We start from the raw sequence: 26,759 nt of genomic DNA on the forward strand, positions 1-26,759 counted from the left end.
CGAACCTGAACCGTTGCAGTTTTACGCTTCATACCCTCAACGTCATAAATCCTTTCGGTCTTGCACTCCTGCTAAATGACCAAGCTCACCTCGATGGGTGCGGCACATCACCCAACTGAGCCTGAAATGCTCAAGAGTGGGCCTGAATCCCTTTTATAGACAAAGCCCCCTTACATTTCAGGAATCAAGCCAATGACTCTCTCCTACCTCGGCCAGTCTTACACCATGCCCCAAATTGAAATCGGCAACCTAGAAACCGTTGAACGCTCTGGCCTGTATCGCGGTGTGGCCTATCGATTCACTCAGAAATCTGCTCAACGGCGTGAAACGGCACGGCTTCGCTATCGTGGCGTAGACTATCAGCGCTAATCCTTCTCTCCTGCTCCCTCCGACAATACTCTCCTCCTGTTAGCCTGATCTCAAAGATCAGGCTTTTTATTTAGTCGCTGGGGAGTTGCGATCGCAACTTGTATTCCGTGAGCCTTCACTGGCTTAGTTCAACCTGAAAAGCTACTGGCTCAAATTGCCATCCAGATATAAATGTAGAGCCTCCCAATCGCTCGACAGTCTCAATCACTACCCTTCTTCAGTTTCATAACACAGGCAGGGCATTATCCAGAGGGTGTCGCATCGGGAGTTGCTGGGAGCTGAACCTGTTGGAACAGGAAACAATAAACCAAAGGCAAATTGATGGTTATGAACAAACGCTTTATGCAATCAAGCTTTTTAATAATCGCAGCGGAGTTGGTATACAGCAGGAAACTCAATGGGTTCAATGTTCTATCCAAGAGCCATTTGTCGCTGTTGAAGATACCGAAAGGGGAATAGCGCGTGTTGAGCAAGCTCGCAGTGAGAAAGTTTGGGGATAGACTTATCGTGTCCGTTTCTTTAGGGTGAACCACGGAACACTCGATAACCTAAAACACTGTTTACCCGTTGATGGCGTCCCTCTCCAGATTTGTCGGGAACTATTACATCCAATTCTAAAAAGCGTATATTGGGCACATCGTCCCTATCTAGCGTGAGCTCATAAACTTGAAATCCGTTGCGATCTACTCTTAATGCATTGGTTGCATTGGTCTCTAGATTTACCCGTTCCGTAACTCCTAGCGCGGAATCATAGCCAGTCAACTGTATAAAGAATCGGTCACCTGTCAGAACGCGCAGATGTACTCTGACAGAAATGGAAGAGGCATCGTTAGGGTTAAATTCATACGGGATTGGACACCTCAACTTTCTATGTTCTGTTTGTGCATCATTCTGCCAGCCTGACTGAGGACTACTTAAATAGAGACCATTGGGACGACTGTCAGTATCAAAATCTTCTGCCGTTAGCGGAGTACACATAGAAGCCGGGTAGAACATTTCTGTACTGGCTTGTGCTTGTCTAGGTAAATTCGTCAGCGGCAAAATTGCACAACATATAAGTAAAGTAATTCGCTTCATAGACACTGATAAACTCCATCGTCCTGCTCGCAATCTTGTTTTGAAGATTAAGTAGGTCGAGTGTAGACACCATCTATTAACCGTCGCATTACCTCTAAGGGTGCTTTTCATTAATCGTGCGATCGCAACTCCACCCCATGACCAAGTTCACCTCAGCCTGGTCTTCGTGCTTGGGCTTTTTAGTTGGTAAGGTGAGATCGCACCTTACCGATCTGCTCAAATGATCGTCCAGATGATGATTCATCGTTGTTCCGTTCATTCGTGTTGCTTTTGTTTTACTTGGTTAAAGTGACACGAACAAATTGGCGAAATGGAAAATGAGATCGCACTCTCGACCTATCCGTTCTCTCCTTCAGCTACCCCGCTATGATTGAGCAAGCCCCCCCTTATGACTCTCCTGCTCCCAATGACTGCTGCCGATCTGCCCGCCCTGATTCATCTGCATGGCGTTGTCGAACGCCTCACCTTCCATGCTGATGACACCGGCTATACCGTCGCTCGCCTCAACGTCACCAGCGAACCCGAGCTGATTACCATTGTCGGCACCTTCGCCCATATCGAACCCGGCCAAACCCTCAAGCTGTTCGGCTTCTGGCGCGAGCATCCCAAATACGGCAGCCAATTCCAAGTCAAACACTACCAGGAAACCAAACCCGCTACCCTCACGGGCATTGAAAAGTACCTGGGCAGCGGCTTAATCAAAGGCGTTGGCCCCGTCACCGCTCGCCGCATCGTCAATCACTTTGGCCTAGAAACGCTGGATGTAATTGAACAGGATATCCAGCGACTGATTGAAGTGCCCGGCATTGCGCGCAAACGGATTGAGCTGATTCAAGCCGCCTGGATCGAACAGCAGGCCATCAAAGAGGTGATGCTGTTCCTGCAAGGTCACGGTGTCTCCACCACCTATGCCGTCAAAATCTACAAAACCTATGGCAACGATGCCATCGCTGTCGTCACTCATAACCCCTATCGCCTCGCCACCGATGTCTACGGCATTGGCTTTGTCACCGCCGATGCAATTGCCCGTAACCTGGGCATTGCCCCCAACTCCGAATTCCGCTACCGAGCGGGACTAGTCCATGTCCTGAGTGAAGCCGCTGACCAAGGCCACTGCTATCTGCCCAAAGCTGAACTGGTGCAGACAGCCATGAAGCGGCTCACGATTGAGGATCATCAGCCCCATCCCGAAGTCTTAGACCCGCTGATTGAGCAGATGGCCAGCGAGCAAGAGCTGATCCTGCATCATCATGACGAGCAAGCCTGCTGCTACAAACCCGCCTTCTACGCCGCCGAGCAACACCTGGCCCAGCAGATGCAGCTGCTCCTCTCGCACCCCGTAGCAGTCGATGTAGCCCGCGTCCAGCGCTGGATTCAGCGCGTCATTGACACCACGGGTCTGCCCCTCTCCCTGGAACAACAGCAGGCTGTGGAGATGGCCGCTAGCCAACGGGTGCTGATTTTGACCGGCGGCCCCGGCTGCGGCAAAACCTTCACCACCCGCACCATCGTCGCCCTCTGGAAAGCAATGGGAAAACGTCTACTGCTGGCGGCTCCCACCGGACGAGCCGCCCAGCGCCTGAGTGAGATGACCGGCAAAGAGGCTAAAACCATTCACCGCCTCTTGGAATTTGACCCCAGCCACCTGAGCTTTCAGCGACATGAAGCCAATCCGCTCGAAACCGATGCCGTCGTAATTGATGAAGCCTCCATGCTGGATCTATTTTTGGCCAATGCCTTGCTCAAAGCCATTCCAGCCCAGGCTCACTTACTGCTGGTAGGCGATATCGACCAGCTGCCCAGCGTTGGCCCCGGTAATGTGCTGCGCGATCTGATCGACTCCGGCTGCATTCCCGTGGTGCGACTGACGCAGGTATTTCGGCAGGCTCAGGCCAGTCAGATTGTCGTCAATGCCCACCGAATTAACCACGGCGACTTTCCTCAGCTCGAATCAGTGTCTCCCCGACCCCGTAGCGACTGCCTGTGGCTCGGAGCACCGGAACCCGAACCCGGCATCCAAGGCATGAAAGATCTAATCCAGGAGCTGATTCCGACATTAGGCTTCAATCCCGTCCGCGATGTGCAAGTCCTCTGTCCCTCCCGCCGGGGAACGATGGGTACCCGCAATCTGAATCAAGTGCTGCAAACCTGGTTGAATCCGGCTCATCCCCAAACCGCTGAGCTGAATCGCGGCAGTCAAATCCTGCGGGTGGGCGATCGGGTGTTGCAGCAGGTGAATGACTATGAGCGAGATGTCTTCAATGGCGACTTAGGCACCGTTGTCGAGATTGATGCCGAGGAGCAGGCGGTCACGGTGCAGTATGACCAGCGGTGGGTCACCTATGACGCAGCCGATTTAAATGAACTGACCTTAGCCTGGGCAGTCACCATTCATAAATCGCAAGGCAGCGAATATCCAGTAGTAATTCTGCCGCTGTTTACGCAGCACTACCTGATGCTGACCCGTAACTTGCTCTATACCGGACTCACCCGCGCCAAGCAATTAGCCATCATTGTGGGCCCCAAGAAAGCGGTTGCGATTTCAGTCGGACAGGTGCGCGATCGCCAGCGATATACGCTGCTAGACTGGCGCATCAAAGCTACATTTCCGAGTATCAGTTGTGATAATCTGTGATGTCCTAAAAAATGACAACAACGGCATCCAGACTGGCAGCGCTGAGTGATTTCCTGCATGAGTTGAGACTAGCTAGAGTGCTGCAAATGCGCAGAAAAGCCCTCTACCGTTAAAAGTTTAGGAAATATCAATAACCGAGTTGGATGCCGTTAGTTGGATGTGAAACAGATTCAATCGGAAATCGATACTGACCTCCTTTAATTAAGCAATTGAATTGTTCCTTGAACAAGGAGTTTTTTAGCTCCTTGCTAATAGACTACCCCGTTGATGCTGGGGATTCCGCAGAGTGGATACCAAAGTTTACGATCCCGGATGCAGGCAGATGGTTCATCTTACCTTGAGCAGGTAATGCGATCGCAGAGGTGGGCCATTCTAAGAGGGGGGGGATGCCCAACTGTTGCGTACTTATTCGTGTTCTCTTTATAGCAACTTATTAAAGTAACACGAATAAGTACGCAAACACGAACCTGGCTCTTTGTAGCACTCAACAATAAAAAGTGCCCACCACGTGGAATCAGCATGGTTGATATATCTGGGTTAATGGCACTGAAATCTGTTGCTTGAAAACGTAGTGTAATTTTTAGTGTAATTATCAACTAGCATTAACTACTGCCAATAATCGGGTTCTGTTATGCATATCCAAATTCATCATTCGTCTTGATCCATACATCAACGAGGATCGAAGACGGCAAGCAGTTGGGAACCTGCTGAAAGCGCTGTAGATACTCCGCTACCTCACCGCGGCTTTCAGGTTCTCATAAGGTTGGAGATTAAGCCATGCTGAACAGGGAAGATGGCTGAGCAATATATCGTTTGCCGCAAAATCGCATGGTGCGCCAGTTGGGAGTCTTCAGCGGCTGAATTTGGAACTAATAGTGCTTTGTTGTAGTGGGAACACCGTGATAGGTGCTAGGAAGTTTTTGCTAGCGATAATGATGGACAAGATTCGGATGCGTTGTAGTAAACTTGGCCTCGATGCGTAAGTTGTAGGGTGGGACTCTTGTGCTGGTGATGAGTTTAGTGTCTTGCTGGGAGTGAGAGCACACTACTGAATCACATGGAGCACACACTTGCGCAAACGTAATTGCTCCTAACTCCATCATCTAATTAGACTGACGAACAACACTGTTGCTGTATGCCAACCTCTCCCTCTCTGTTTCCTGAAGAAGAAAACTACGCTGCCTTTTTGAGTGACCTGAAGACGCGCATCCGTCAGGCGCAGATTAAAGCCGCGCTGGCTGTCAATCGCGAGCTTGTGTTACTTTACTGGCACATTGGTCAGGATATCCTCCAACGACAGCAACAACAGAGTTGGGGGAGCAAAGTCATTGACCGTCTGGCCAAGGATCTGAAGCGAGAGTTTCCCGATATGAAAGGATTCTCCCCTCGCAACCTGAAATATATGCGGGCATTTGCTGAAGCGTATCCGGACGAACAAATTATGCAACAGCTTGTTGCACAAATTCCCTGGGGGCACAATGTTCGTCTGCTCGATCAGGTCAAAGACCCGCAGGCGCGATTGTGGTATGTTCAGCAAACGCTCCAAAATGGCTGGAGCCGCAATATTTTGGAGATGCAGATCGAGACGGGACTGTATGAGCGCCAAGGCGAAGCCATTACCAATTTTGAGCGAACTTTGCCACCTGAGCGCTCCGACCTCAGCCGCCAGATCCTAAGAGACCCCTACAATTTTTCGTTCTTAACTTTGGATGCAGCTGCTCAAGAACGGGACTTGGAGCGTGCTTTAGTTGAGCGGATACGTGATTTCTTGCTAGAGCTGGGTGTTGGGTTTGCATTTGTCGGCAGTCAGTATCGTCTTGATGTGGAGGGTGACGAGTATTTCATTGACTTGTTGCTCTATCATCTGAAGCTGCACTGCTATGTCGTAATTGACCTGAAGATGACAGAATTTAAACCCGAATATGCTGGCAAGATGAACTTCTATGTCACTGCAGTGAACCGATTACTGCGAGACGAACGTGATGATTCCACGATTGGAATTGTTCTCTGTCGCTCAAAAAAACGCACGGTGGTAGAGTTTGCGCTGGAAACGGTTCAAAATCCCATTGGTGTTTCGACCTACAAACTACGGGAAGAACTACCACCCACATTGCGAGATCGGCTTCCTTCAGCAGAACAGTTGGAAGTGGAATTGGAGACAGCCATTCAAGAAATTGAAGCTCAGATTTCTACTAATACGACTGAGACCATTGATTGAGCCTGTTTAGTCCAATCCGTTTACCCGTATGGTTGATAAGGACACTAAGATGCTGTTCCAACTCTGATATTTTGCCGTACTATTGGGACATCTATTTGGATGAGCGTACCTATTATTCCGGAATAATAAGCGAGTCTCGACGACAAAAATATGAATAAAAATCAGATCCGAGTCGCTTTGATGAGTAACGCTGGAGGGTCAGGTAAAACCACTCTTGCGGTCAATGTTGGCTACGAACTTTTGTTGGCAGGTTTCTCGGTCTGCCTATTTGGACTTGACCCCAACGCATCACTGAAGGCATTTGTTGGTTTGGGGGGCGAGAATCCAGGCCCAGATGAAAAAATTGACTGCATTCTCGAAGATGACTTTAACGGAAATTGGCCCCTCTATAACTGCTGGCAAAAAGATAGGATGCAAGTTCTGCTGGGAGATGAGTCCTTGAGTGAGCTGATTGAACGGCTTTCGACGGCTGATCGAAAAACGGAAATCTTAAAGGATCGGTTGGAAGATTATCCCCTTCCCCATGATTATCTGATCTTTGACTGCCCTGGAACGATCGATCTAGCCCATAAAATGGCACTTACGGCTGCCAACTTCGTTGTCATTCCCATTCAACCCGACTCCAAAGACATGATGAGCGCGGCAACATTGCTAGCTTGGGTGATGGAAAAGTCCGATAAACTTAGGCTTCGTCCGGCTCCAAGAATTCTGGGTGTTGTTCCGAATCGAGTCCAGGATCGAGCGTTACATCGAGATAATTTAGGTCTGACTGAGAAGCCTGCTGAGGATGGCTTTCCTACCTTACCGGCTTTGTTAAGCCAGATTGGAGTGCATTGCTTTAACTACATCAAGGATTCTGCTGAAGTAAGCAATGCCGCGGCTGCTGGGCTGCCCCTGCGGGCCCATCGACCCAGCCATAAAGCAAATCAGAACTTCAAAGAAATTGCCCAAGCCCTTATGGCTGTGCGGTAGAGCGTATAGGTAAGACAATGGCACAAAAACGTCAGGCAACTCAGCAGCCAATTTTGCAAAAGTTTCAACAGGTCGGGGTTGCCCAGATGGGGCAGCTTCAGCAGCGTGATGAAGAGATCGCTCAGCTTCGACAGCAGCTTGAAGATCTGCAAAACGCTCCTTCCTCTGCAGGCGGAGTTCCACATTATCCCATTCAGGATTTTGTTCCCCTCCGGCTGGGCGATGGGTTAACTCAGCCGCGTAAATATTTTGATCCGGCTGCACTCGAAAAGCTACAACGATCCATTGCCAAGGTGGGTGTCAGAGAACCGTTGCTGGTGCGACGTGGAGCGGACGGTAAGCTTGAAATCGTCTCGGGTGAAAGCCGCTGGCGATGTGGTAAAACCTTGAAGTTAGAGACATTACCCGCGATTGAAAGTGACCTCAATGATGAACAGGCACTTGAAATTGCGCTGATCTCTAACCTGATTCGCGAGAACCTAAATCTTGTTGAAGAGACAGATAGTATCATTGCGCTAATCGGCCTTAAGTTTAAGCTAGACACCGAAAGCCTGTCTCAGGCTCTGATTCGCATTAAGAATCTGCGCCGCGCTCGTCGTCTGGATGATGAACAAGTTGTCGAGGAAATGAGTGACTATTATTCCGGAATAATAACCCTGGATGTTCTCTCACAACTGGATCGAATCTTTGCTCAGTTTGGTCTGACGCTGGAAAGTTTCGTGACCAATCGACTGATTGCTGTGCAAAAGATGCCTGGGCAGTTGTTAGATGCTGTTCGAGAAGGGCGAGTCGCTTTTTCTAAAGCAGATGTGATTCGTCGCTCTAATTTGCCATTAGACGTTCAGGCTGACTTGCTGCGAGAAGCCGAGGCAGGTCTGGCTAAACGTGCGCTAATAGAGCGTGTTAAAGAGCTAAAGCAGGCTAACTTTGATGATAGTTGTGGCGCTGATATGGATCCCCCACAGCAATTTCGTCGATCTGCTCAACAGCTTTATAGTAAGAATGCATGGAATCGTATTCAAGCAGATTCAAAGCTGAAGAAGAAGTTTCAACGCTTGCAGGCATTAGCGAATGAACTCATTGAGGCGCTGCAGGAACAGGACTAGTCAGCTAGAACTCTTGCCCATCGGGCAGATTGATGACGCCAGTTGTTGGTTGCGTTGGTTGTCCTGTGCTGTAGCTATCAACCTCTTCGTCCTCTGGCGGCATGGGCAGTAACCGATCTGCCTCCTGAAGCCGGATACGAATTTGTTCCTCCATATTGAGATCAGGTCTGCGGTTCTGCGCTCGTCGAATCATGCGATCGCGGATGGTCTCCCACAGCCCTTCGCACTCTTTCTTGAGCTGGATGTCGGTTTTAGGAATTGGCATCCGGTCGTAGTGGATTGGCCACTGGTTGTAAGCCGGATTGATGTAGAGGCATTCCCCGACTCCAAATCGCATGACCTCATCTGGTGTGATGAGCTTCTTGGTACGGATCTGCTCCGATACAGAGCGATTGCGTCCCCAATCATCTCCTCGGCTGCGACTATAGGAACGGGTTCGGTAGGTAACTTCTGTTTCCCCCATCTCATCGCTGTATCGTTGGGCAGTTTGAACATCTCCTGGATTAAACCAGAAGCGGGTACTACAGGCTGATAAGAGTGCCTTGGCTTGCTCTTGCCCATAGGTTTCAACAATCTGCGGAAAGGACTGGAAGCCAAAGATGCCCGTGAAGCCCTTAGAGCGATGTTGATTGGGCCAGCTTGGAGCTTGAGGCATGTAGATAGTCGGAAACTCATCCGCACTGAAAATCAACGGAGCCTGGCGCTGTATGGAACAATTCAGATTCACGACCACATTGATGATGGCAGCTAACAGCGGATTAATCACATCTTGCCGGAAAATGTCAGACTGGAAGACCAAGATTTCCCGACGTTCGAGGATGGCTGAAACGTTGGTACTGCCCAGCAGCGATCGCAAGAGATCGGGTGACATAAATCGAGTCAGGACATCGCTGGCGGTAGCGAGAATACCTGAAGCGGTTTTCTCGCTGGCTCCCGTGCTCATAAACTGAGCAAAATTGACTTGAACAAAGTAAGGCAGCCGTTCTTCTTTGGCTGCATAAGATAGTCGCTTGACCAAGTTGGGCAACTGCACGACGCAGAACGCCATCGCTAAATCTGGATACTGAGTAGACTTAGCAAACTGAAGCAAGGCTTGAATCAGGCGTTGCCCCGCAGGCCCAAAGAACGCATCCGCTTTACCGCCCCCACGAGTCAGATTGCGATGAAACACTTCGGCTAGTACCCCAGCGGTTGTGCTGTCGTTGGCATCTTTTACGAAATCCAACGGATTGATGATGCAGCTATAGGGCCTTCCCGGTGCAAAGACCTGGACATTGTACTGATACCGAGCGGCCAAAGTGGCCAGATAGCTGAGCTGTCCTCCTTTGCCATATTCATCCGCTTTGTAGTCGTAGAGCAGAATGGGATGGCCTTGCTCCACCGCCGAAGCAACCATTGGATCAATCACTGAAAATGTCTTGCCCGATCCGGCCTTGCCGATGACCACTGAACTACGATTTGCCTCTGGAACATAGACTGTCGATGGTTGTCCAGTAATAGTTGTTGCTAGCCCTGCCATCCAGCCATTGTGTAACCAGTTGGGTGGTGAACCACACCAAAGTACGACGTCATCTGCATCATCATTTTTGAGCTGTCGGTAGGCTGTGTTGCTCGCTTTCAATTTGTCTCCTCGTCCCGCAAACCGTCCAGACGTGAGATGAGTCTTACGAGGAGTCAGCGCAATCAGAATATAAACCCCAATCACCAGCCCCATCATCAGCAGTCCTCGAGGCGACCAGAGGATATCGGTAATCACCTGCCACGCTTCGATCAAGGGCTCGGTAAACGCATTAGCCAATAGCATCAAATTAGATCCTCGACTTCTACCTGACTATTTAAGGGTTGAGACTCTGGCACCTCGTCAGCCGCGCCCTCAATATTGGCCTCAATACCAAGTTCTGCCAAAGATGTCAGAACCGCCATATCGATCTGGAGCTGATTGGCTGCGGTTCTCAGTGGCAGGCCATTGCGAGCCATTGTAATCGCCTGCCGCACTGCAAAGACAATCGGATCATCGGATGGCGTATAGTTCTCTTCAATAGCAACGGTCAATCCCTGCTCAATATCCTCTAGGGTGGCTTCACCTGCCTCAGTGCGGACTACGTTGGAGCGAATAGTTTCTGCATTGAGGGCTTGCATCTCTCTAACCTCTACAGCTGGTGCGATCGCAATGCCGCTCGATTCATGTTGCTCAGGAAAGCGATCTGAACTTCGGTAGAGGTCAAACAGATACGTGTAGGTCTTGCCCGTCGCATCTACGGTCGTTACGACTAGGTTGGGAATGGCCGCAGTATACGTTCCATCGATGTGGAGAGCCTGAATCGGGCGCAGAATGATTGTGCGAGCAGCTCCACTATCGATTGGAGCGTTGGTGTCATAGACAATCCGAGATAGGTCGCTGAGCTGTATGTAAGTGATCACCTCGCCCGTGCTAGAGAAGTCAATCACACTGTTGCGACCGGGATAGAGCATCACTGGCGAAGCATAATTCCTGGCTCGTTCTTGCGACACAACGCTGGTGGCTGGGATGGCTTCGTTCGGATTGGGTATGGGGATATCCGGTAGAGAACTCAATTGCTGAGCTTGAGCTTTGCTACCAGCCGCTGTCAAAACGATGCCGCTTAGGAGCAGCCAGGGAATGAATTGAAAGGCACGCATTATCGAATCACCTCCAGCAGTCCATTCGCAAAAATTGAAACCTCTTGTCCTTCTGGAACAAATAGGTAGGGAGAGGATGACGTTTGGTTTTGCCCCTCAATGCGGTTTATCACCCGCTCACTCACTGGTGTGAAAAAGCCGTCTAACGCAGCGGCGACCACGTTATCATCCTGACCACTCGTGACAGTTGTGCTTGTACTGGTTGTCGTATTCCCTCCAGCTTCTGAGGTGGCGGTGGTAACGGCATCGGGCGCGTTCAATACCGCCCCGATATTGCCCAGTGCCGATAGTGTACCGACTAGCAGATCCTCCCTAAAATCACGGCTACCATCGTCATCTTTGACCTGTGCCACAAGGGGTCTATTATCCTCCCCGCGAACCATCAGTACGCCTGGCTCAACAGTTTCCTGTCTGACTTGATTCTCGGCATCTCGATATACAACCGCTACCACCTGCTGCCGTAAAATGTTGGCGTCTAAAATCTCCGTGAGCTGAGTAATCAGTACTGTGCCTGCTTCAAGGGCAACTTGACCGTTAATATCCATCAGTGGTTCTGATAACTCAATCGCAAACCGCCCTTGAGCAGACAGTTCTCCGCCAGCATAAACTACCGGAACGATAACCTCTCCTGTCGTTGAAGTCCCGATGGCCACTTGATGACGGCGAGTGACTTCTGTCCTTCCTGTACCACCTTCCTCCGCTGCTGTGATCGGACGCTGCTGAATAATGCCTTGTGCTCCCGGTGTTAAGGAGGAAACTAGCACATCTCGATTAGGGTTTTGTTGCTGCTGGCTGGCCATTTGGAGGGCGGACGTGTTCTCTCTAGTGTCTCCATCGATTGGTAATGGAATCGGGGCATCGCCTATCGTATCTGTTGGAAGTGATAAGGATGCGGATTGTTGATCAGCCTCTGATCTGTTTAGTGTTGCCTGAGTCCAATTTGCTTCTGATGCGTCGATTGCAGGTTCCGATTCCAGAGCCACTTCCGCGCCCGCTGCTCCAGCGGTCGATAGTCGTGTCCATTGCTCCAGTGGATCGACCGTGTCTTCGGATGGCCGTGACGAGATTGGGGTTGGTGATGCTGCCACTGGTTCTCTAGGCGGAGAAGCAATAGGCCGAGCGGGTGCTGGTATGGGTGCGGGTGTTGGTTGCGATCGCACAACTCGTGTTGGTGTCGTAGGAGGTGGCTCAGATGTCTCCGTCGAGGATTCCTCTGCCTCTGGTGTGGGCTGTTGCGGTGTTTCTGCTAGCCGTTGCCGAGGTTGCGATCGCTCCTGCTCAACTAGGGCCAGCTCTGCCCGCATCTGGTCATCAGCGCCATAGCTAGCAGCGGATTCTGACGGGAGGGGGCGTTCATTGCCCTGCTCTTGAGCCTGTTGGCTGTTTCCAGTAAAAAAGCCGGAGAATATCCAAATCACAATTACGATCACGCCCAACGCACTCGTAACTAATCCCAATCTGGAGAGGGGTGAGTTTTCCACGCCCCGCTCCCTAGCTGTGCTGGGGCCATCAATCAGTTCATCTGTTGTGACAAGTTCATCATCATAATCGGTGTCTACTCCGGCAAACTGAGCCCGCTCCTCATAGGAAATATCGTCCTCTGTGCTGCCGTTTTGCTGGTGTTCGGCTTGTGCCGTTGCAGGTTCAACCGGAGCCGTTTCGATCCGACTGCCAGTGAATTCGGTCTCCTCGTTTGCTAAAGAGGACAGATTGGGGGTTTGATCATGTTGCTCCATCTAATCCACCTCCAGAGGTTCAACTTTGACAATGACTAGGCCGTTGGCCAGCAGGTCATACATCTGCTTGCGCCAAGCCAAGGGTTCTAGGTCATCAAACACCGGCTCGACGGGCGGAATAGCCTGCATCGTGATGGTTCGATTCATCGGAATCTCTGCGACCTCCTGATTTCGGTCACGCTCAATACGCGTTGCCACAATATCTACTTCCCAAAGCCCCTCACCGACCTGGCGAGGATCAGAGACTGCAAAGAAGCGTACAGACGATTTGATGCGTCCCTGCAGGACGCCGGGAGAGATTTTCTCAGTACCCATCAGCCGCAGAAATTCCTGTCGGAACCCTTTATCCATGAGGTATGACGCTAGATAAACTTCTGTGGGAATCTTTTGCGTAGTACCTTCAATGGCATAGCCCTGATCCTCAGCATTAGAGCCTGGAATCTGGTTATCCCACTCAAATGTGAGCTGCATCCAGCGCACTGCCGTGTTCTTAATCACTTCCGCCTCACGATGAGTAACATTAAATTCCGTTGCTTTGGCCGTGGTGCCATCTGATTGCTGCACATAGATACTGTCTCGTTGTGCCAGTGCTCGATTGTTGAAGAGCAAGAAGAGATTGGCAAAGACGCTGACGAGTAGACCGATGCCCAGTATGCCCATGACGATGATGAGCGAATTTTCGCTTTTGATCGGCAGATATACCGGCTGCTCTGGTGCCGAGATATCGGTGCCATTCATCTCCGTTTCTTCCCCTTCCGCCTGCATGGTGGTGAATTGGGAATCATCCTGCTGGTTGCGAACCAATCCTTTTAACTGCTGCATCATTTTGATTTGAGAACTGCAAATTTTGCGGCGGTCGAAAGCCCCCCTGTAACGGTGCTAGCAATGCTGTTGGCCCGACGACTAATTGCTGAGAACAAGGACGTGGCACTCCAGGTAGCCAGTGCGGTGACTAGACCGGGTGCAAAGATTGAGATAAAGAGCAGAAACCCTAGATTTTGGGAAACTTCTAGTGCTCCACCCTGCGTATTGGCTAACACTGCCGCGACAATGCCAACGAGCAGGTTGTAGCCAATCTGAAGACCAATCAGGCCGACGAAGCCTGAGAGCCAGGCCCAGATGGGCCGACCAGCGACAGGCAAAATAGAAAGTGCCAGCGCGATCGGAGCGAGTACCGCTGCAATCAGTAAGGCCGCTTCCACGATGTTGACAAAGGCCCACTGAAGTCCGTACAAGATTGTCTGGATAATCGGTAGCAACCGATCCTGCAGCACGCTAGCAAAAGCCCCGCTGAAGTCTCCTTGAAGTGTGCCGGTGCCAACCTCAACTAAATCACCGATGGCAGAGATGCCGGTTCGGTTAATCGCCGATTCGGCAAACGCTTCCAGCGGACCGAAACTAATATTGCCGTTTTGGGCTTCTAAAGCTTGATAGATGGCTTGCACCTCTTCCGCCTTACTGTCCCAACACTCCAGAAAAGGATCACCCGTTAATCCCTCACATTCGCTATAAACCTGCTTGATGCGCTGAACTCCTAGGTTATTCAGTCCAAACTGGGTGATGGCATCCTGAAGGGTATATCCCACAATTTGCTGGGAGAGAAGTCCAGTTGTCAGGCGATAACCTACGGCCCGGAGCACTAAAACTGACTCCGATAAAAGTCTGCCGTTGTTGCCCAGAAACAGCAGCACCACTAGCGGAAAGGTAAAAAGTTCGACCACTGTACCGAGATAGCGCGATTTCATAATCTCGTTGCCGAAGCGAACGAACATATACAGGAAGCAGAGCGCCAGGATACCCCGAGAAAACTGCACAATGGTTTGCCAGAACGGGGAATCGGCTCGGATCAGATCAATCCAGGTTTCATTCCAGGACGCGATCGTGTCCTCGCTTAATTGGAGTGCTCCCTGAATGACATCGGCGGCAGCTTCCGATCCCTGCTGAGCCAGGATCAGAGCGTGGGTTAGCTCACTCATGGGTTACACTCCTCCTGGATTGATGCCCACTCCTGGCATGATGATCTGACCGCCCTGGACAATGCTTCTGGAGTAAGCCGCTGCCGTTTCCCGGCGGTCTTGAATCCGGTCGCCTTGTAGCTCTCTAACTGCATCGACGAGCATCTTATTTCTTAGTGCATCATCCCGTGCTCGGAGCTGGTGTCCCACGCTGTCGAGGGTGCTGGTTTGCTGCTGCGCTGCCAGTTGTGCACTCAGATTTCGCAGAATGTTCTGAGAAACATCCTGTTCTTCAGAGTCAGTGGCTAACTCTTGAGAGGTCTTGAGCGCGACCTTGGCGGCTTCGGCATTCTCTCGAAGCTTTTGCTGCCCAGCCTGGGTGAGAGCTGTCTGATCAGCCACTTCATCAGTCATCTGTCGGTCGAATTGAGTAACGAGGTCGCGCTTGATGACTGGAGATCCGCTGCCGCCGGTTTTGGTGGCTGCGACCTCTTCAAATGCGGAGGGTTGAGCATTTTCAATTTCCTGCTCAATCTGTTTGGGGTCGGGTAAACCCAGTGCGCCAGTGGAAATTTCGATGGTATTGCTGTTCTTCTTCACACTGCCAGAATTGGCAAGACCGCCGAGGGGATCTTCAACCATATCGAGCAGGTCGAGGTTGAGTAGGTCAAATAATCGGTTGATATCAAAAATGGACGTAATCGTTTGTTCTAGCGAGGCAAAAGCATCCTGTACTGCTCCCACGGCGTCAAGCGTATCTTTTACCTCGCCAATCGTGCCGTTTTCGTCCAGGAGGTCGCCCGTCGTCTCCTCAATGGTGCTCCCAATGTTGCTGAGCTGATCCTGAATAGCGGTATCCACATCGCGAGTCACAGTTTCAATATCCGCCGCTGCCTCTTCTATGTCATTCAATTCTCCATCCCCGGTATCGATATCCTCTAAGTCAAGGTCATTGACTGGGCTATCGGCGTTGGGATTAAAGGGAGGTGTAGCCTGGGCATAGACGGCCTTTCCCATGCTGGCGCTCAGGAGTAAAGCTGCCGTCAGCGTCACAGTGAGTTGTTGATATCGATGTCGAATCATACTGTCCTCGTCTTTACTAAATTGCTCACGTTGCCCATATCTGGATCTACAGCTTGAGTGCGACGCCGGGCTTGCGGTGATGCTTGAATGTCCTCAAAACTGATCACCCCGCGCATGGCTTGAACATACTGACCCGTAAAGTCTTTTAGCCCCTCTAGATAGCCGCGAGTAGTTGGTGGATAGAAGGCCATCACCCGGCTGCGGGCGAGCTGTTCGGCTTCGCTATTTGCCAGGGCCGCCAGCATCAGTGGGTTGGCGTAGTACCGGGTTCGCCAGAAGCGCCCTTGCTCTTCTATCAGCCAACGAGTAAATAAATCGGCTTTGCTACCCTTAAAGCGTTCGGTGGCGTTGTATTTGATGACATTGGCGGGATAGTCTAATGCCTGCATATAGGCGTTACAGCCTGCATGGGTAGTTTTGCCAGTAATGGTGATGCTGATATTGGCTAAAATCTTGGCTGAAGCACTACACTCGACGATCGCATCTAGGTCTTGCGCTAAAATCACCGCGCTGATTCCTTCCTTTCGCCCGGTGGCAAAGGTTTCCCCCACGATGTCAGCAAAGCCTCGTTTACTCAGCAAGACCGACAGCTCATCTCCGACAAACAGGGAACGGTTATGAGCCAAAGCATTGCGCAGTGCTGCCATTTGTGCGGAGAGCGCCATGATGTAGGAATTACTTTCGTTGGTTAGCCCCGACAGCGCGTAAAACGTGATCAGGGGCTCTGGATTTACCGAACTGGGTCGTCCAATGGCATCACCGATATTTGGATCAACTAGCTTGGCTCCTACCTGGGCCACAATCTGGTTAATTGCTTGTGCGTCTATGTCTTCATAGCTTTTGAGGTCAAGCTGCTCTCGTGAGCAAAACTTCAAAAAATCATGAAGCGTGGGCATCTTCTGCCAGGCATCCGACTGCCAGCCTTGCTCGATCGCCTCGTTGTAGCGTTCGGTAATTTCAGGATCAGAAAAAAAGACATCTAGCGTCCGCAGAACGATGCTGTTGACCCGCTCTAGCAACTGCTGGTCATTAATCTGTCCCATTGCGATCGCAACAATGGCCTGCCGCACAAAATCCTTCCACCGCTTGAACCGTTGTAGCTGGTCATCCGGCTCTAGATTAAGCAAATTGGGTGGCTCCAGCAGATTGAGTCGTTCGTGCAGGATATCGACATAGGCTCCGTACTTGCCGAGGGATTGCACAGCCGTCTGAAAAGTTGAGTCACCGCCGCTACTGAGGTCAATCCCGACGACCGGAATATTTTGAGCCAGGGCATCTTCGATAAACCGCCAGCCAAGTACAGACTTACCCGAGCCGGTAGTGCCCGTGATCAGCACCCGCCCCGTGCCGCTGAACAGATCCACATAGAGCGGCTTTCCCCCTTCTTCGGTCAGAAACTCCACGCCCCGCTGTTGGATGTTTTTAGGACAGGTTAGCGGTAGGAAGCCAGCGACGGTTTCAGTATCTAGAACAACGCGTCGCTCAGAAAAGGCGTTGTAGCGCGTCAGCAGCGGAAATGTATTAATCGGTAGGGTCTCTAACCACACCCGCCAGCAGACATCATTTTCAACGACGGCTTCGGCGGCTCCAAATGAGTTACAGAGCTGTGCGATCGCTTCATCACAAGCCCGCTCCGTTTTCCGCCAGACAATGAATGTACAGGCTACCAGCAGGGGGCGTTGTCCCTCATAAATTTTTATTAGAGCTTGCTCTGCCTGTTGTCGCTGGAGACTGGCCGATACGTCTTGACCTGTTCCGTACACGGCTGCTCGTTGAGCCTCAAAATAGCTTTGGCGGTTCATTTTCTCCAGCTCATCCTGGGTAGACCAGGCTTCTTTGTGAGTGACCTCTACCACGCATTCGGTGTCCCGAATCCAAGCTTGAGAGAGTCGATCCCAAATCCATTTGAGCTGCTGCCGGGTATTGCGCCATAGCTCTGGAGGAGCTTCAATGACGGCGACCTTTCCGACCAGACCATTAACGTACACGTAGCCGTGTTGTCGCTTATGCTTGGGGCAGGAAGACTGACCGCGATCGCCTTGTAGCAGTAGTGTTACCAGGTCTTTTTGACCGGAAGGTGGAATCCGCTGCCGAATGCCATCGTCGGTAGACTGCACTCGAATGTACTGAGTCAGCTGAGGAGCCTTACGCTGATTGAAGCGGTACCAGAGCCATTCCCAAAGTTCCTGGGCATCCATCGGTTCAATATTGAGCCGAGCTTTGGTTTCTAAAATATTGCGCCAGTTGATATAGCCGCTGTCGTGAATCTGGCGAATAAGCTTCAGATAAAATCGCTGAAAGTGGATGGCTTCTGTACCTGCAATCTTGCGAACACGCTGATCAATCAGTTTTTTGGCCTGGAGAACTGCTTTGCCGATAGCGTCTGTTCCCTGTTCGTTGGCGTGGGCCGTAGACCAGGTGGCCCATACCGTTTGTGACCAAACCTGCCGTGCCCCCTTTTCAGTTAGCTCTTGGGTGCGGACTTCCTCATCCAGCAGCATGACGGCAACTGAGGGCATCTGGGTGGTCCGCGAGAGAGTACGCAGCTCCGATTTACGGGTTTTAATAGACGACCGGCAGTCAGTATGGAACCGTAGACGTTCCCCCTCTAGAATTTCCGACATTCCTTGCTGAATCGATGCGATCGCATCTTCAACTTCTGAGCGATACAGCTGGGGGTGTAAGCCCTGTAACTTGAACGGAATTTCTGCTGACCATTGATCCTTGCCTGCATCATAGAGCAGGAGACAAGCAAACTTGTGCCCACTCAATTCCACCTCCACGATGGAGTGTAGGTGAGTCAGATCTTGGAAGGAAGCAAACTGCTTTTCACCCGCTTGGGTCTCTCGCTTAATTTTTTTGTCTCGTTTTAGAAAATTGCGAAATTTTTGCCACATGACTGCATCTTCGTGAGCACGAAAAAATAGGGTTTCACCGTTTGTCCAGTCCCAACCGGGAGGCTGTGCCCAGCTTTTGATGAACTGATAGGTTTTGCGTCCGGTGAGGAGCCACCAGGTGCCATTCAGCCAGAACCAAATCAGTAACCAGGCCATAAAGGAGACAGCTAGAAGCATCTTGAACAGAAAGAAGCTCATGCCACCAATGGCGACCCAGGGCAACAATTGTTCAGCGGGAATCGGACCAATTCGGGCTCGTTCCCCTAGCAACTTGTTGACGCGGATCGGATCTCTGTCTACGTCGAGAGTCATGATTCAAATGCAAGTTAACAGAACGTTTCTATCCACCAGCACTGGCTCCGCCGCCGCCAATAATCAGGGTGGAAATCACCTCAACACCGATAACGAACGCTATCCCAATTGCGAGCAGGTTGGCGATTGGTTGCCAGTCTCCGCCTCGCGTTGCCTGGGTAAAGACAATCACCACGCCAATCAGGAAGGCTAGAACAATCAGGATTCGGAAAATATTGAAGATCGTTGTGATGGTTTCTGGAGAAATTGAGGTGCCGCCAGTGTTGTTGATGGCATCATTGACTGACTGCTCTAGGTTGTTGAACATTTGGGCCAAGACGGGGTCAGTTGACCCCATCCCAACTAGGGCGGAAATGGCAATTACAATGCTGGCCAGATGCCAGCCTTGAATTGGCAAACCCAGACCCGCAACGGACTGAGCACTGCGGTTGATTAGTCCAAATGCGATCGCAATCGTGCCGATCATAATTGCGGTCATCAAGACTGCCGGACTGGCGAACACCATATAGCCTGTAATAGCTGCCAGTGTGGCAATTAGTCTGACTTCATTACGATGTAGACTAACTATTTTCCAGAGCAGTTGAAATCGGATCACGTTAGGCTTGCGTTGGTTGCGTTTAACGAAGGTCATTCGGGTACCTCTTAACTGCGTCTTGTTTTGAACTGTGTTGAAAAGTCTGTTCCCTACAATTCCAGCTCTCGTTGCCGGGATGGTTGAGGCTGAACTCCCAAAATGATGCCTTGAGAGTCTGCTTCAGGTGATGGCTCCCAGTTTGGAGTTAATACCGGTTCACGTTGGTTGAGCAGCTCGTTGCTGTGTTGATTGGGAATGTTGTTGTGGGCCACGAAGACGTTGTTCTCCCGGCTAATTGTGGCGTTGAAGACAATATCGTCACTATTGGCGTCACGCCCCGTTACCTCCTGCCTGCTGTCAGGCTGTCGTTTAATGTTGAAGCGATAGCGGAAGCCAGAGACTCGACTGCTCCAGTCGATTTGGCCGTGATCGCTCTCAAACTCGCCAGATGCCAGAGATTGCAGGGCGCTGACAATTTGCTGCCCCTGTTTGTACTGGCTGTATGCCTCAACGGATTGAGGCAATTGGGTGATCGTTTCGGCCTGTTCGGGCTGTAATTCGTTAATTTGACCTTCCCAGTTGCTATCGACGGGCTTAACGGCTTCAAAGACGGTGCCGTAGTCGGCATCGGTAATCGTAAGTCGAGCATCTTGCTGTTGAAACCCTTCCCTGGTCAGCGTAACCACGCCCGCAGAGCTGATGAAGGTGCTGGGTTCGGTCTCGCCTCTAAATTGAGTCCTCGCCTGGATGAACTGCTCCAGTGATTGGGCGATATCAGCCCCCTGAGCGAGTGTGGGTTCTGGCATCTGAGTGATCTCGGCCACCGCTTCTTCTAGCGTGCCGAGACGCTTATCCAATTGAGCAATGGCTTTATCCATCTGGTCGAGTTGTTTGCCTGTGGGGGCAGTCGGATCCAGTTCGATCGGTTCTGCTGCTTCTAACTCAACCCCGAGCTGCTTTCCAATCGTCATTAACCGCGCATTCGCGAGATTGAGGCTTTGTGCGGCGGGCGAATCAGCAACATCAATGCTAGGAGTGTTCTCTGGCGATTTGATTGCCGATTGGTTCTCTCGCTGAGAGCGGTTTATCTGGTGGGCTTGTTTAACCAGGGTATTTTCCAGAGCCGTAGTGCGATCGCCAATTTCTTCTAGCTTCTTGACCTGTTCGATAGCGTGTTTACCTTCGGCTTTGGCTCTAGCCTGCGCAATTTGCTGGGAAAAAGCTTCGCCTATCTCAACGGCAGCACCAGCGGTTGCGATCGCACCGCCGATAAACGTCAGGCCATCGACCTCATCGGAGTCCCGCATCATGTGCTGACCCATTGAGTTCAGGCTACGAGCCGATCGCTGCCGCTGCTGCGATCCCGCCTGAGCTTCAGAGCTTTCCTGCATGATCTCCTGCATGGTCAGTCGGCGCTGCCGTTGCCGACTTTGTAGCAGCTTCTGATCCGGCTGTTGATTTGGCTTTGGTGATTGAGCTTGAGAGGAAGGCTGCTGATCGACCATCTGCTCTACCGAATTTAGTGAATAACGCCGTCCGAGTTGGCTGCCAGCCAAGTAGACACCATCTTTGGCAAAACTCCAGCCCCAATCATTCATCTGGGTTTCGATGCCCTGCTGCGATAGGATTTCGATAATGTCATCGGGTGATGTGGTTTGTGCGATCGCAGCATCAAGGGCAGATTGGAGCTGGCGTCTGATACTGGGTTCAGGAGGGTCCGAACGGGGATGATCTGCTGCGTGGTAGTGCGCTTGCTCAGCTGCGACCCGATGTATTTGCCCTGGTGTGTCTCGCCTAATGGCGGCTTCACTGGCTGGTCTAACTGAGTCGAGCTGGTAGCTAGCCTCTAGATGTCTCAGTACCCGATCGACTTTGCGATAATCCCAAGCGGTCGAATAAGTCTGTCCCAGTTCACCAACTCGGTTGATGACTAGATGTAGGTGAGATCGAGGGTGACCGTCTGGAAAGGTCGCATCGTGATGGAGCCATCCCACGGCTTGCCGATCGGCCAATCCCATTTCCCCTAAAAAGTCTTCAGTGAGACGGTACCAATCCCCGTCGCAAAGCTCATCCTTTGGGCTAGGAGAAATCGAGATGTGATAGCAAGGTTTTTCAACACGGACTCCCTGCTGGGCTGTGGATGCCATCGCCTGCGCAATCCAGTTAGCGTCATTGGTGACGGCGGCTCCAAAGTTGGCATAGACTTGCTGAGAACCAGCCCGACAAATGTATCGGGTTGTCTTCTGAAAATCGTTGCTTGTTGTAACGTTACCAATCATGGTTCAGTTGATTTACGTTTTTCATGAGCCTCTGATCCAGGAGAGGATTGCAAAGCCTTTTCGACTGTAGAGGCTCCAGTGCTCCATCAACAGCCGATCGAATTTCGTCTGGATCAACTTGCCGTCGGTAGCTGAGCGACTTGAGTCGCAATAGCCGGGCTGTAATCCGTCTGATCAGTACGATGAGTTGATGAAGTTCCTTTGCTTTCAGGCCCAATACTCTCAACATGCGAGATACGTTAGTGCCGATCGCACTGGCACTGGATTGAATGGTTGCCTTTTCGTCCGGCGTGACCCGAACCGGAATCCGATTGTTTCGCTTAACCACAGCATGGAATTGATCCAACTGTTTCGAAGCTAAGACGAAAGCGATTGGATTCCCATTTATCTAAAGTTGTAAAAAAGTGTGTGCCTTAAGCCCATTGCTTGACCGTTCTCGAAAAGGTATCAGGCACTACGCAAACCTCTTTTTTGCGGACATGTTTGGTCATAGGAGGACACGTTGGGGCATCAAAAATCGCATAACGGCAAGTTTGGTCATGAAGGGGCGCAATTTTGAGATATTCTGCCGCACTTTTAGTCCTATATCTTTGAAAAACTGTTTATTTTTGGTCTTAATCGGCCATAAAAGGCCATCAGCGGATACGATTTATCGAAAAAGGCCACAGTTGATCTCTAACGATTAGGTGTAAAAAAGCACCGATTCTGTGATACTTACCCATTGATGGATTTATCGAATATTGTAAGCTTGCATAGGATAGGGGCGATGACGTAAGCAAGTGAGATTCACATGGCAGCAAAGCTTATGATCTCTAGCGACCAAGGTTCCTCCGCCAGCAAGACGCTTTATCAGGTCAATAATGGGCGGACTGGGGTGATTGTGATGGAACCACAGATTCTGGCTCTGCCTCAATCCAGCATCGATATCTACAAGGCCAGCCGAGGAGCTTTGAATAATGCCTGGCCTGAGAATGATGCCTGGTTGTCATTTAAGAAGACAGCGGACGACTGCATTGTTCTAGGACACTTAGCCAAGCAGTTTCACGGTACGCCAAAACTGACGCAACTGAAGTTCGAACAGGGCGCAGCAAAGTTGATGGCCGTTATTGGGGCCATTATTCAGAAAGAAGGTCTGGATCGAGAAATTGAAGTGGCTGTCTCTACGCTGTTGCCCTTTGGAGAGTATACGAATCGCGAACAGTTGAAGGAGAAATTTAAAAAAGAGGCCAAAAATTATTATTTTCGGAATCAAAAAATAAATGTCTACACAGATGAATTTAAGTGCCTGCCCGAAGGTGCTGGATTTATAGCAGGCTATGCCAGAAAACATGGTGAAAACTGGTTTGCTCAGCGAAAGATTGTAGTTCTGATGTGTGGCCATCGAAATACCAGTTTGCTGGTGTTTGATAAGGGTAGCCTCACCCATGAAAGCCAAACGACTAGCCTAGGCTTTATCAGGTTGGTTGAGAGTGTGATGCAACGCTCTTCACTTGATAATGCTGAATTGCTCACCCAGGCCATTTACGGTATGGGATCTAGCATTACGTCGGATGATCCCAACTTGAGAATTTTATTGAAATCCTTTCATCCGGAGAACTTTGAGCGGGAATCTAAAGCATTGGTTGATGTCATTGAAAATGCTAGAGAGGAGTACTGGGCGTTGCTCACGAACTGGTTGGAAGCAGCGGTACCTAGGCAATTAGATGAAATGATTATCGCTGGCGGAGGGGCTTACTATCTCAAAAACAGACTTGACCAACTGTTTGCATGGGCTGAGCCTGCGTGGAATGCTGACGAGCGCTCTGAGGAACTGAGACAGTTGCTGTCTCACCACCCCGATAGTGAGTCTCTATTGGTCAGATTTCGTGATGTTTATGCCCTGCATTTCGCGATGTATCAAGAAGCGATTGCTGTTCATAAATAGGCGTATGAATGATGAGCCAGACCAGAAAAGATGACAGGCTAAAAATTCAGTTTCCTCGAATCCGTGCTCAAGAAGGTACTGCAATGGCTTATGTCATTGAATATCTTAGAAAGCATCCTATTGAACCCAAATTCTTGTTACAGGAATTTCTATATCACTCGTTTTTTGTTCGGGCTTTGAATTCGCTCATTCAATCAAAGGGTGAGCTGGATAAAAAAGAACATTTGGTTCAGGAAGGCTGGAAAAGTATTTGGCATCACTGGGGAACGATTGAATCTCTTGGGGTCCATTCCCCGCCGCTCTGCGGCGTAAGATCTAAGAATGAGTGAGTACATCCACAAGAGTCATAACGTAACAGTTTTGCTATACCACTTAGTGTTTCCAGCAAAGTATCGACGGGTTGTGTTTGATGAGCAAGTAGATGCGGTTCTGCGAGAGGTCTGCCTCGAAATCGAGAAACGCTACGAGGTGAAGTTTGTCGAAATTGGAGTGGACAAAGACCATGTCCATTTTCTAGTGCAGTCCGTGCCGACCTATAGTGTGACCAAACTGGTAACGATGCTGAAAAGTTTAACTGCACGAGAAGTCTTCAAACGATGCCCTCAAGTGAAGCAGAAACTTTGGGGAGGCGAGTTTTGGAGTGATGGATATTTTGCGAGTACAGTAGGCCGCCACGGGGATGAAGGAATGATCGCCAAATATGTTCAAGCCCAAGGCAAAGATTACCTCAAATTGCATCGGGATAATCAACTTGCTCTTTTTTGATTCTGATACCCCGTCCGCTTGCGGCGGGGTATTTCATTCGATTTGTGCAGCCTGTGGTATCTCTCCACAGGACGTGGTGAGCCGCTTAGGAGGAACGCCTCAAGCCGTCAAAACCCATGACAGCCATGGAAATGATTCATTGGCGGGGCTGAAGATTAGTGATTTTGCCTCTGTTGGGGAGGCCAGTTCTAATGGTCACGGCAACGGGTTTGAAACAGTAGAAGAGGCTGCCATCGGTGAGCTCGGTGACAGCGATCGAGAGCGAATGAACGACATTTCAGGCATGTTTGGAGCCTGAAATTTGGTTGGAACGGAGGTATCTCAATGAGTTCAAGTCAAGATTCGATTAGAACCATTTATATTGTCGGTGGACAGAAAGGCGGCGTTGGGAAAACGGCAATTTGCCAAGCTCTTTGTCAGTATTTGCTTGACGCAGAAACAAGAGGGAAAGATAGCTTCATGTTAATTGAAGCGGATGCCCAAATAGACGATGTTGGGCGAATGTATCGGGATCAGGTGGAGACTCAAACTATTACGATCTCCGACGATCCGGCGAAGCGCTCAAATCCTGATGTCATCTACGAAACTGCGGTTGTTAGCCATAAGGATGTAGTGGTTAACCTACCGTCTAATATCATCGATGTCTTTCAGGCATGGTTGGAAGATCTCAGCGTGGTGGAAAGCTTAAAGCAGCGCTTTGAAGGCAGAGTACGACTGCTCAAAATCTTTGTCAGTGATGGTTGCTGGGAGAGTATTCGCCAGCTTCAGAAAAGCGTTGAAATGCTGGGCAACTCAATTCCGCATATTTTAGTGCTGAATGAGGGGCGCGTCAGCGCGGCTGACTTTTCTTATCTGGAAGAGGAGGATATCTACCAGCACATCAAATCATCGCCCAATTTAATCGGGGTCTTTACATTTCCAGCGATGGAGCCGGGAACCCGCTACACCATCGATAAAAGCGGCCTGGGACTTCGAGGAGCACTGGAGCAAAGCGATCTCAACAGTAAATTCCTTGTAGCCCAGAGGATTCAGACGTTCATCCGTAATATTAGCGCAACGTTTGACGCCATTGAAGCAGCGGCAACCAACTGGTTCGATCAGCAAAAGGATTGGCGTACGCCAACCTCATCTAAGAAAAAGTCTTCTTCGAATGGACAAGGAAACGGTAAGTCGGGCGGAAAGAAGCAGCGTACCGAACCGGCTGGAGCTGGGGCGCAGTAGATAAATGGCAGCTGATACCACAACTATTTTAGAAGAGCTGCTGGGGCAGGTTGACGATAAGACTGAGGCCCAGATTCGGCGCATTGTCAGTGCTTTTGGTATTGATGAAAATGATGCTTTGTTTCTGCTACTGCTTTCAAATTCCAGCGTGCAGGTGTTGCTAGAGCAGGCTCCGAATCATTTTCGGCAAACCTTTGAATATGCACATCAAAAGGTGCTTGACTCCATCGATCAGTATGAGCAGGCAGCCCGTCGAGGAGTTGAACGGCAGGTGTCTGAGTCCGTTAAGGAACTGATGCAGAAGGTTGGTGCGCGTAAGGCGCAGGTGACGCTCAAATCGCTGATTGGCGCAGGAATAATCGCGCTGGGGCTAGTTGGTTTGGGGTTATTCAGTGGCTGGAGTTATGCACAGTGGCGACAGGCCCAGGTCGCTATGGCTCCTGGTGAACCGCGCCAGCTTACCCTCAATGAAGCTGAGGCTCTGGACTGGGCGACCAGCTCGGAAGGGCAGTATGCTCGCCAAATCTTGGAATGGAACGAAGACTTGCTTGGTGGTGAATGCCAGCAGCAGGTGAAAGAACTCGGCGTGACGATCCAGATGGGCACCCGCAAAGCGAAGTCTGGCTTTTGCTTGCTCTGGACGCAGCCACCCTCAGAGCGTGAGTTTTTCTCCTCTGAGTAATGACGTAACCCAAAGTTGAACTATGAGCCAGAGAACATTTAATTCCATTACCATCTGGCCCAAACTGCAACAGGAGCAAGAGTACATCGTTGCCTGTAAGTCGGCGGTGTGCGATCGCAACTTTGTCCTGGCGCAGCTCCTCCAGTTTATCGAGGGGCAGGGGTTGGCTCTTTACTACTGGAATATTGCGTTCAACTGTCTGCAGACGGTGACGCCTGGTACTGGCAGTCGGCAGGTGGATTTGCAGAATTCCGATCTGTTGCTGCCGAGCTGTGAAGCGGAAGGGACAATTGCTC

The 26,759-nt window shown here is 50.6% G+C and carries 25 protein-coding genes; 13 read left to right on the top strand and 12 right to left on the bottom strand.

Annotated elements, in window-relative coordinates:
• Positions 1 to 192: 192 nt before the first annotated feature.
• A complete protein-coding gene (locus AC286M_RS01565) occupies positions 193 to 369 on the top strand; it encodes a DUF4278 domain-containing protein (RefSeq protein WP_488202718.1) in 177 nt (58 codons plus the stop codon).
• Positions 370 to 656: 287 nt separating this feature from the next.
• The gene (locus tag AC286M_RS01570; RefSeq protein WP_488202719.1) at positions 657 to 869 is read left to right on the top strand and encodes a hypothetical protein; all 213 of its coding nucleotides are present in this window, start codon (positions 657 to 659) and stop codon (positions 867 to 869) included.
• 19 nt (positions 870 to 888) lie between these two features.
• Here AC286M_RS01570 and AC286M_RS01575 read toward each other — a convergent pair whose 3' ends face one another.
• Positions 889 to 1,446 carry a hypothetical protein gene (locus tag AC286M_RS01575; protein ID WP_488202720.1) on the bottom strand — a complete coding sequence of 186 codons (558 nt, stop codon included), beginning with the start codon at positions 1,444 to 1,446 and terminating at the stop codon, positions 889 to 891.
• 94 nt (positions 1,447 to 1,540) lie between these two features.
• Positions 1,541 to 1,705 (bottom strand): hypothetical protein, encoded by a 165-nt coding sequence (locus tag AC286M_RS01580; RefSeq protein WP_488202721.1) that lies wholly within the window; start codon positions 1,703 to 1,705, stop codon positions 1,541 to 1,543.
• 129 nt (positions 1,706 to 1,834) lie between these two features.
• On the opposite strand from AC286M_RS01580, the gene recD2 reads away from it, so the two are divergent.
• From recD2 to AC286M_RS01600, 4 genes are all read left to right on the top strand, one after another.
• Positions 1,835 to 4,081, top strand: coding sequence for an SF1B family DNA helicase RecD2 (gene recD2 / locus AC286M_RS01585; RefSeq protein WP_488202722.1), 2,247 nt, complete (start codon positions 1,835 to 1,837; stop codon positions 4,079 to 4,081).
• 1,135 nt (positions 4,082 to 5,216) lie between these two features.
• Positions 5,217 to 6,299: a PDDEXK nuclease domain-containing protein gene (locus AC286M_RS01590; RefSeq protein ID WP_488202723.1), complete on the top strand. Its 1,083-nt coding sequence runs from the start codon at positions 5,217 to 5,219 to the stop codon at positions 6,297 to 6,299.
• Between the two features lie 150 nt (positions 6,300 to 6,449).
• Positions 6,450 to 7,271 carry a ParA family protein gene (locus AC286M_RS01595; RefSeq protein ID WP_488202724.1) on the top strand — a complete coding sequence of 274 codons (822 nt, stop codon included), beginning with the start codon at positions 6,450 to 6,452 and terminating at the stop codon, positions 7,269 to 7,271.
• A 17-nt stretch (positions 7,272 to 7,288) separates the two neighbouring features.
• Positions 7,289 to 8,377: a ParB/RepB/Spo0J family partition protein gene (locus AC286M_RS01600; protein ID WP_488202725.1), complete on the top strand. Its 1,089-nt coding sequence runs from the start codon at positions 7,289 to 7,291 to the stop codon at positions 8,375 to 8,377.
• Positions 8,378 to 8,381: 4 nt separating this feature from the next.
• On the opposite strand, the gene AC286M_RS01605 is transcribed toward AC286M_RS01600, so the two are convergent.
• Genes AC286M_RS01605 through AC286M_RS01650 form a run of 10 tightly spaced genes read right to left on the bottom strand, consistent with a single transcriptional unit; the run spans position 8,382 to position 22,199 of the window.
• Positions 8,382 to 10,181, bottom strand: a complete 1,800-nt coding sequence (locus AC286M_RS01605; RefSeq protein ID WP_488202726.1) for a type IV secretory system conjugative DNA transfer family protein — start codon at positions 10,179 to 10,181, stop codon at positions 8,382 to 8,384.
• Positions 10,181 to 11,035: a hypothetical protein gene (locus AC286M_RS01610; RefSeq protein WP_488202727.1), complete on the bottom strand. Its 855-nt coding sequence runs from the start codon at positions 11,033 to 11,035 to the stop codon at positions 10,181 to 10,183. The genes AC286M_RS01605 and AC286M_RS01610 overlap by 1 nt, the downstream gene beginning before the upstream one ends.
• A complete protein-coding gene (locus tag AC286M_RS01615; protein ID WP_488202728.1) occupies positions 11,035 to 12,771 on the bottom strand; it encodes a hypothetical protein in 1,737 nt (578 codons plus the stop codon). The genes AC286M_RS01610 and AC286M_RS01615 overlap by 1 nt, the downstream gene beginning before the upstream one ends.
• Positions 12,772 to 13,596, bottom strand: a complete 825-nt coding sequence (locus AC286M_RS01620) for a hypothetical protein (RefSeq protein ID WP_488202729.1) — start codon at positions 13,594 to 13,596, stop codon at positions 12,772 to 12,774. It lies immediately after the preceding gene.
• On the bottom strand, positions 13,593 to 14,747 hold the full coding sequence (locus AC286M_RS01625; RefSeq protein WP_488202730.1) for a hypothetical protein: 1,155 nt from the start codon (positions 14,745 to 14,747) through the stop codon (positions 13,593 to 13,595). Before AC286M_RS01625 ends, AC286M_RS01620 begins: the two co-directional genes overlap by 4 nt.
• 3 nt (positions 14,748 to 14,750) lie before the next feature.
• A complete protein-coding gene (locus tag AC286M_RS01630) occupies positions 14,751 to 15,809 on the bottom strand; it encodes a hypothetical protein (protein ID WP_488202731.1) in 1,059 nt (352 codons plus the stop codon).
• Positions 15,806 to 19,018 (bottom strand): putative type IV secretion/conjugal transfer ATPase, encoded by a 3,213-nt coding sequence (locus AC286M_RS01635; RefSeq protein ID WP_488202732.1) that lies wholly within the window; start codon positions 19,016 to 19,018, stop codon positions 15,806 to 15,808. Before AC286M_RS01635 ends, AC286M_RS01630 begins: the two co-directional genes overlap by 4 nt.
• A gap of 28 nt (positions 19,019 to 19,046) precedes the next feature.
• A complete protein-coding gene (locus AC286M_RS01640) occupies positions 19,047 to 19,649 on the bottom strand; it encodes a hypothetical protein (RefSeq protein WP_488202733.1) in 603 nt (200 codons plus the stop codon).
• A 53-nt stretch (positions 19,650 to 19,702) separates the two neighbouring features.
• On the bottom strand, positions 19,703 to 21,871 hold the full coding sequence (locus AC286M_RS01645) for a relaxase/mobilization nuclease domain-containing protein (RefSeq protein WP_488202734.1): 2,169 nt from the start codon (positions 21,869 to 21,871) through the stop codon (positions 19,703 to 19,705).
• Entirely contained in the window at positions 21,861 to 22,199 is a 339-nt protein-coding gene (locus AC286M_RS01650) for a plasmid mobilization protein (protein WP_488202735.1), read from the bottom strand. Before AC286M_RS01650 ends, AC286M_RS01645 begins: the two co-directional genes overlap by 11 nt.
• Positions 22,200 to 22,661: 462 nt before the next feature.
• On the opposite strand from AC286M_RS01650, the gene AC286M_RS01655 reads away from it, so the two are divergent.
• The 7 genes from AC286M_RS01655 to AC286M_RS01685 form a co-directional block, all read left to right on the top strand.
• Positions 22,662 to 23,795, top strand: coding sequence for a ParM/StbA family protein (locus AC286M_RS01655; RefSeq protein ID WP_488202736.1), 1,134 nt, complete (start codon positions 22,662 to 22,664; stop codon positions 23,793 to 23,795).
• Positions 23,796 to 23,803: 8 nt separating this feature from the next.
• Positions 23,804 to 24,124, top strand: coding sequence for a hypothetical protein (locus AC286M_RS01660; protein ID WP_488202737.1), 321 nt, complete (start codon positions 23,804 to 23,806; stop codon positions 24,122 to 24,124).
• Complete coding sequence (gene tnpA, locus AC286M_RS01665) at positions 24,117 to 24,560, top strand: IS200/IS605 family transposase (RefSeq protein WP_488202591.1); 444 nt, start codon at positions 24,117 to 24,119, stop codon at positions 24,558 to 24,560. The genes AC286M_RS01660 and tnpA overlap by 8 nt, the downstream gene beginning before the upstream one ends.
• On the top strand, positions 24,547 to 24,858 hold the full coding sequence (locus AC286M_RS01670) for a hypothetical protein (protein WP_488202738.1): 312 nt from the start codon (positions 24,547 to 24,549) through the stop codon (positions 24,856 to 24,858). Before tnpA ends, AC286M_RS01670 begins: the two co-directional genes overlap by 14 nt.
• Positions 24,859 to 24,884: 26 nt before the next feature.
• Positions 24,885 to 25,781 carry a hypothetical protein gene (locus tag AC286M_RS01675; protein WP_488202739.1) on the top strand — a complete coding sequence of 299 codons (897 nt, stop codon included), beginning with the start codon at positions 24,885 to 24,887 and terminating at the stop codon, positions 25,779 to 25,781.
• Between the two features lie 4 nt (positions 25,782 to 25,785).
• Positions 25,786 to 26,463, top strand: a complete 678-nt coding sequence (locus AC286M_RS01680) for a DUF6753 family protein (RefSeq protein ID WP_488202740.1) — start codon at positions 25,786 to 25,788, stop codon at positions 26,461 to 26,463.
• A 22-nt stretch (positions 26,464 to 26,485) separates the two neighbouring features.
• Positions 26,486 to 26,759 (top strand): hypothetical protein (locus tag AC286M_RS01685; protein ID WP_488202741.1); only part of this gene is annotated, 274 nt, incomplete at its 3' end.

It is taken from the genome of Thainema salinarum CENA647 (assembly GCF_057732415.1).

What these genes read in the sequence shown, in the direction of transcription:
- AC286M_RS01565 (WP_488202718.1), top strand. Translation starts at nt 193, where the DNA reads ATGACTCTCTCCTACCTCGGCCAGTCTTACACCATGCCCCAAATTGAA.
- AC286M_RS01580 (WP_488202721.1), bottom strand. Translation starts at nt 1,705, where the DNA reads ATGAACGGAACAACGATGAATCATCATCTGGACGATCATTTGAGCAGA.
- AC286M_RS01615 (WP_488202728.1), bottom strand. Translation starts at nt 12,771, where the DNA reads ATGGAGCAACATGATCAAACCCCCAATCTGTCCTCTTTAGCAAACGAG.
- tnpA (WP_488202591.1), top strand. Translation starts at nt 24,117, where the DNA reads ATGAGTGAGTACATCCACAAGAGTCATAACGTAACAGTTTTGCTATAC.
- AC286M_RS01595 (WP_488202724.1), top strand. Translation starts at nt 6,450, where the DNA reads ATGAATAAAAATCAGATCCGAGTCGCTTTGATGAGTAACGCTGGAGGG.
- AC286M_RS01660 (WP_488202737.1), top strand. Translation starts at nt 23,804, where the DNA reads ATGATGAGCCAGACCAGAAAAGATGACAGGCTAAAAATTCAGTTTCCT.
- AC286M_RS01645 (WP_488202734.1), bottom strand. Translation starts at nt 21,871, where the DNA reads ATGATTGGTAACGTTACAACAAGCAACGATTTTCAGAAGACAACCCGA.
- AC286M_RS01600 (WP_488202725.1), top strand. Translation starts at nt 7,289, where the DNA reads ATGGCACAAAAACGTCAGGCAACTCAGCAGCCAATTTTGCAAAAGTTT.
- AC286M_RS01575 (WP_488202720.1), bottom strand. Translation starts at nt 1,446, where the DNA reads ATGAAGCGAATTACTTTACTTATATGTTGTGCAATTTTGCCGCTGACG.
- AC286M_RS01655 (WP_488202736.1), top strand. Translation starts at nt 22,662, where the DNA reads ATGGCAGCAAAGCTTATGATCTCTAGCGACCAAGGTTCCTCCGCCAGC.
- AC286M_RS01680 (WP_488202740.1), top strand. Translation starts at nt 25,786, where the DNA reads ATGGCAGCTGATACCACAACTATTTTAGAAGAGCTGCTGGGGCAGGTT.
- AC286M_RS01625 (WP_488202730.1), bottom strand. Translation starts at nt 14,747, where the DNA reads ATGAGTGAGCTAACCCACGCTCTGATCCTGGCTCAGCAGGGATCGGAA.
- AC286M_RS01620 (WP_488202729.1), bottom strand. Translation starts at nt 13,596, where the DNA reads ATGATGCAGCAGTTAAAAGGATTGGTTCGCAACCAGCAGGATGATTCC.
- recD2 (WP_488202722.1), top strand. Translation starts at nt 1,835, where the DNA reads ATGACTCTCCTGCTCCCAATGACTGCTGCCGATCTGCCCGCCCTGATT.
- AC286M_RS01630 (WP_488202731.1), bottom strand. Translation starts at nt 15,809, where the DNA reads ATGATTCGACATCGATATCAACAACTCACTGTGACGCTGACGGCAGCT.
- AC286M_RS01605 (WP_488202726.1), bottom strand. Translation starts at nt 10,181, where the DNA reads ATGCTATTGGCTAATGCGTTTACCGAGCCCTTGATCGAAGCGTGGCAG.
- AC286M_RS01610 (WP_488202727.1), bottom strand. Translation starts at nt 11,035, where the DNA reads ATGCGTGCCTTTCAATTCATTCCCTGGCTGCTCCTAAGCGGCATCGTT.
- AC286M_RS01635 (WP_488202732.1), bottom strand. Translation starts at nt 19,018, where the DNA reads ATGACTCTCGACGTAGACAGAGATCCGATCCGCGTCAACAAGTTGCTA.
- AC286M_RS01590 (WP_488202723.1), top strand. Translation starts at nt 5,217, where the DNA reads ATGCCAACCTCTCCCTCTCTGTTTCCTGAAGAAGAAAACTACGCTGCC.
- AC286M_RS01675 (WP_488202739.1), top strand. Translation starts at nt 24,885, where the DNA reads ATGAGTTCAAGTCAAGATTCGATTAGAACCATTTATATTGTCGGTGGA.
- AC286M_RS01640 (WP_488202733.1), bottom strand. Translation starts at nt 19,649, where the DNA reads ATGACCTTCGTTAAACGCAACCAACGCAAGCCTAACGTGATCCGATTT.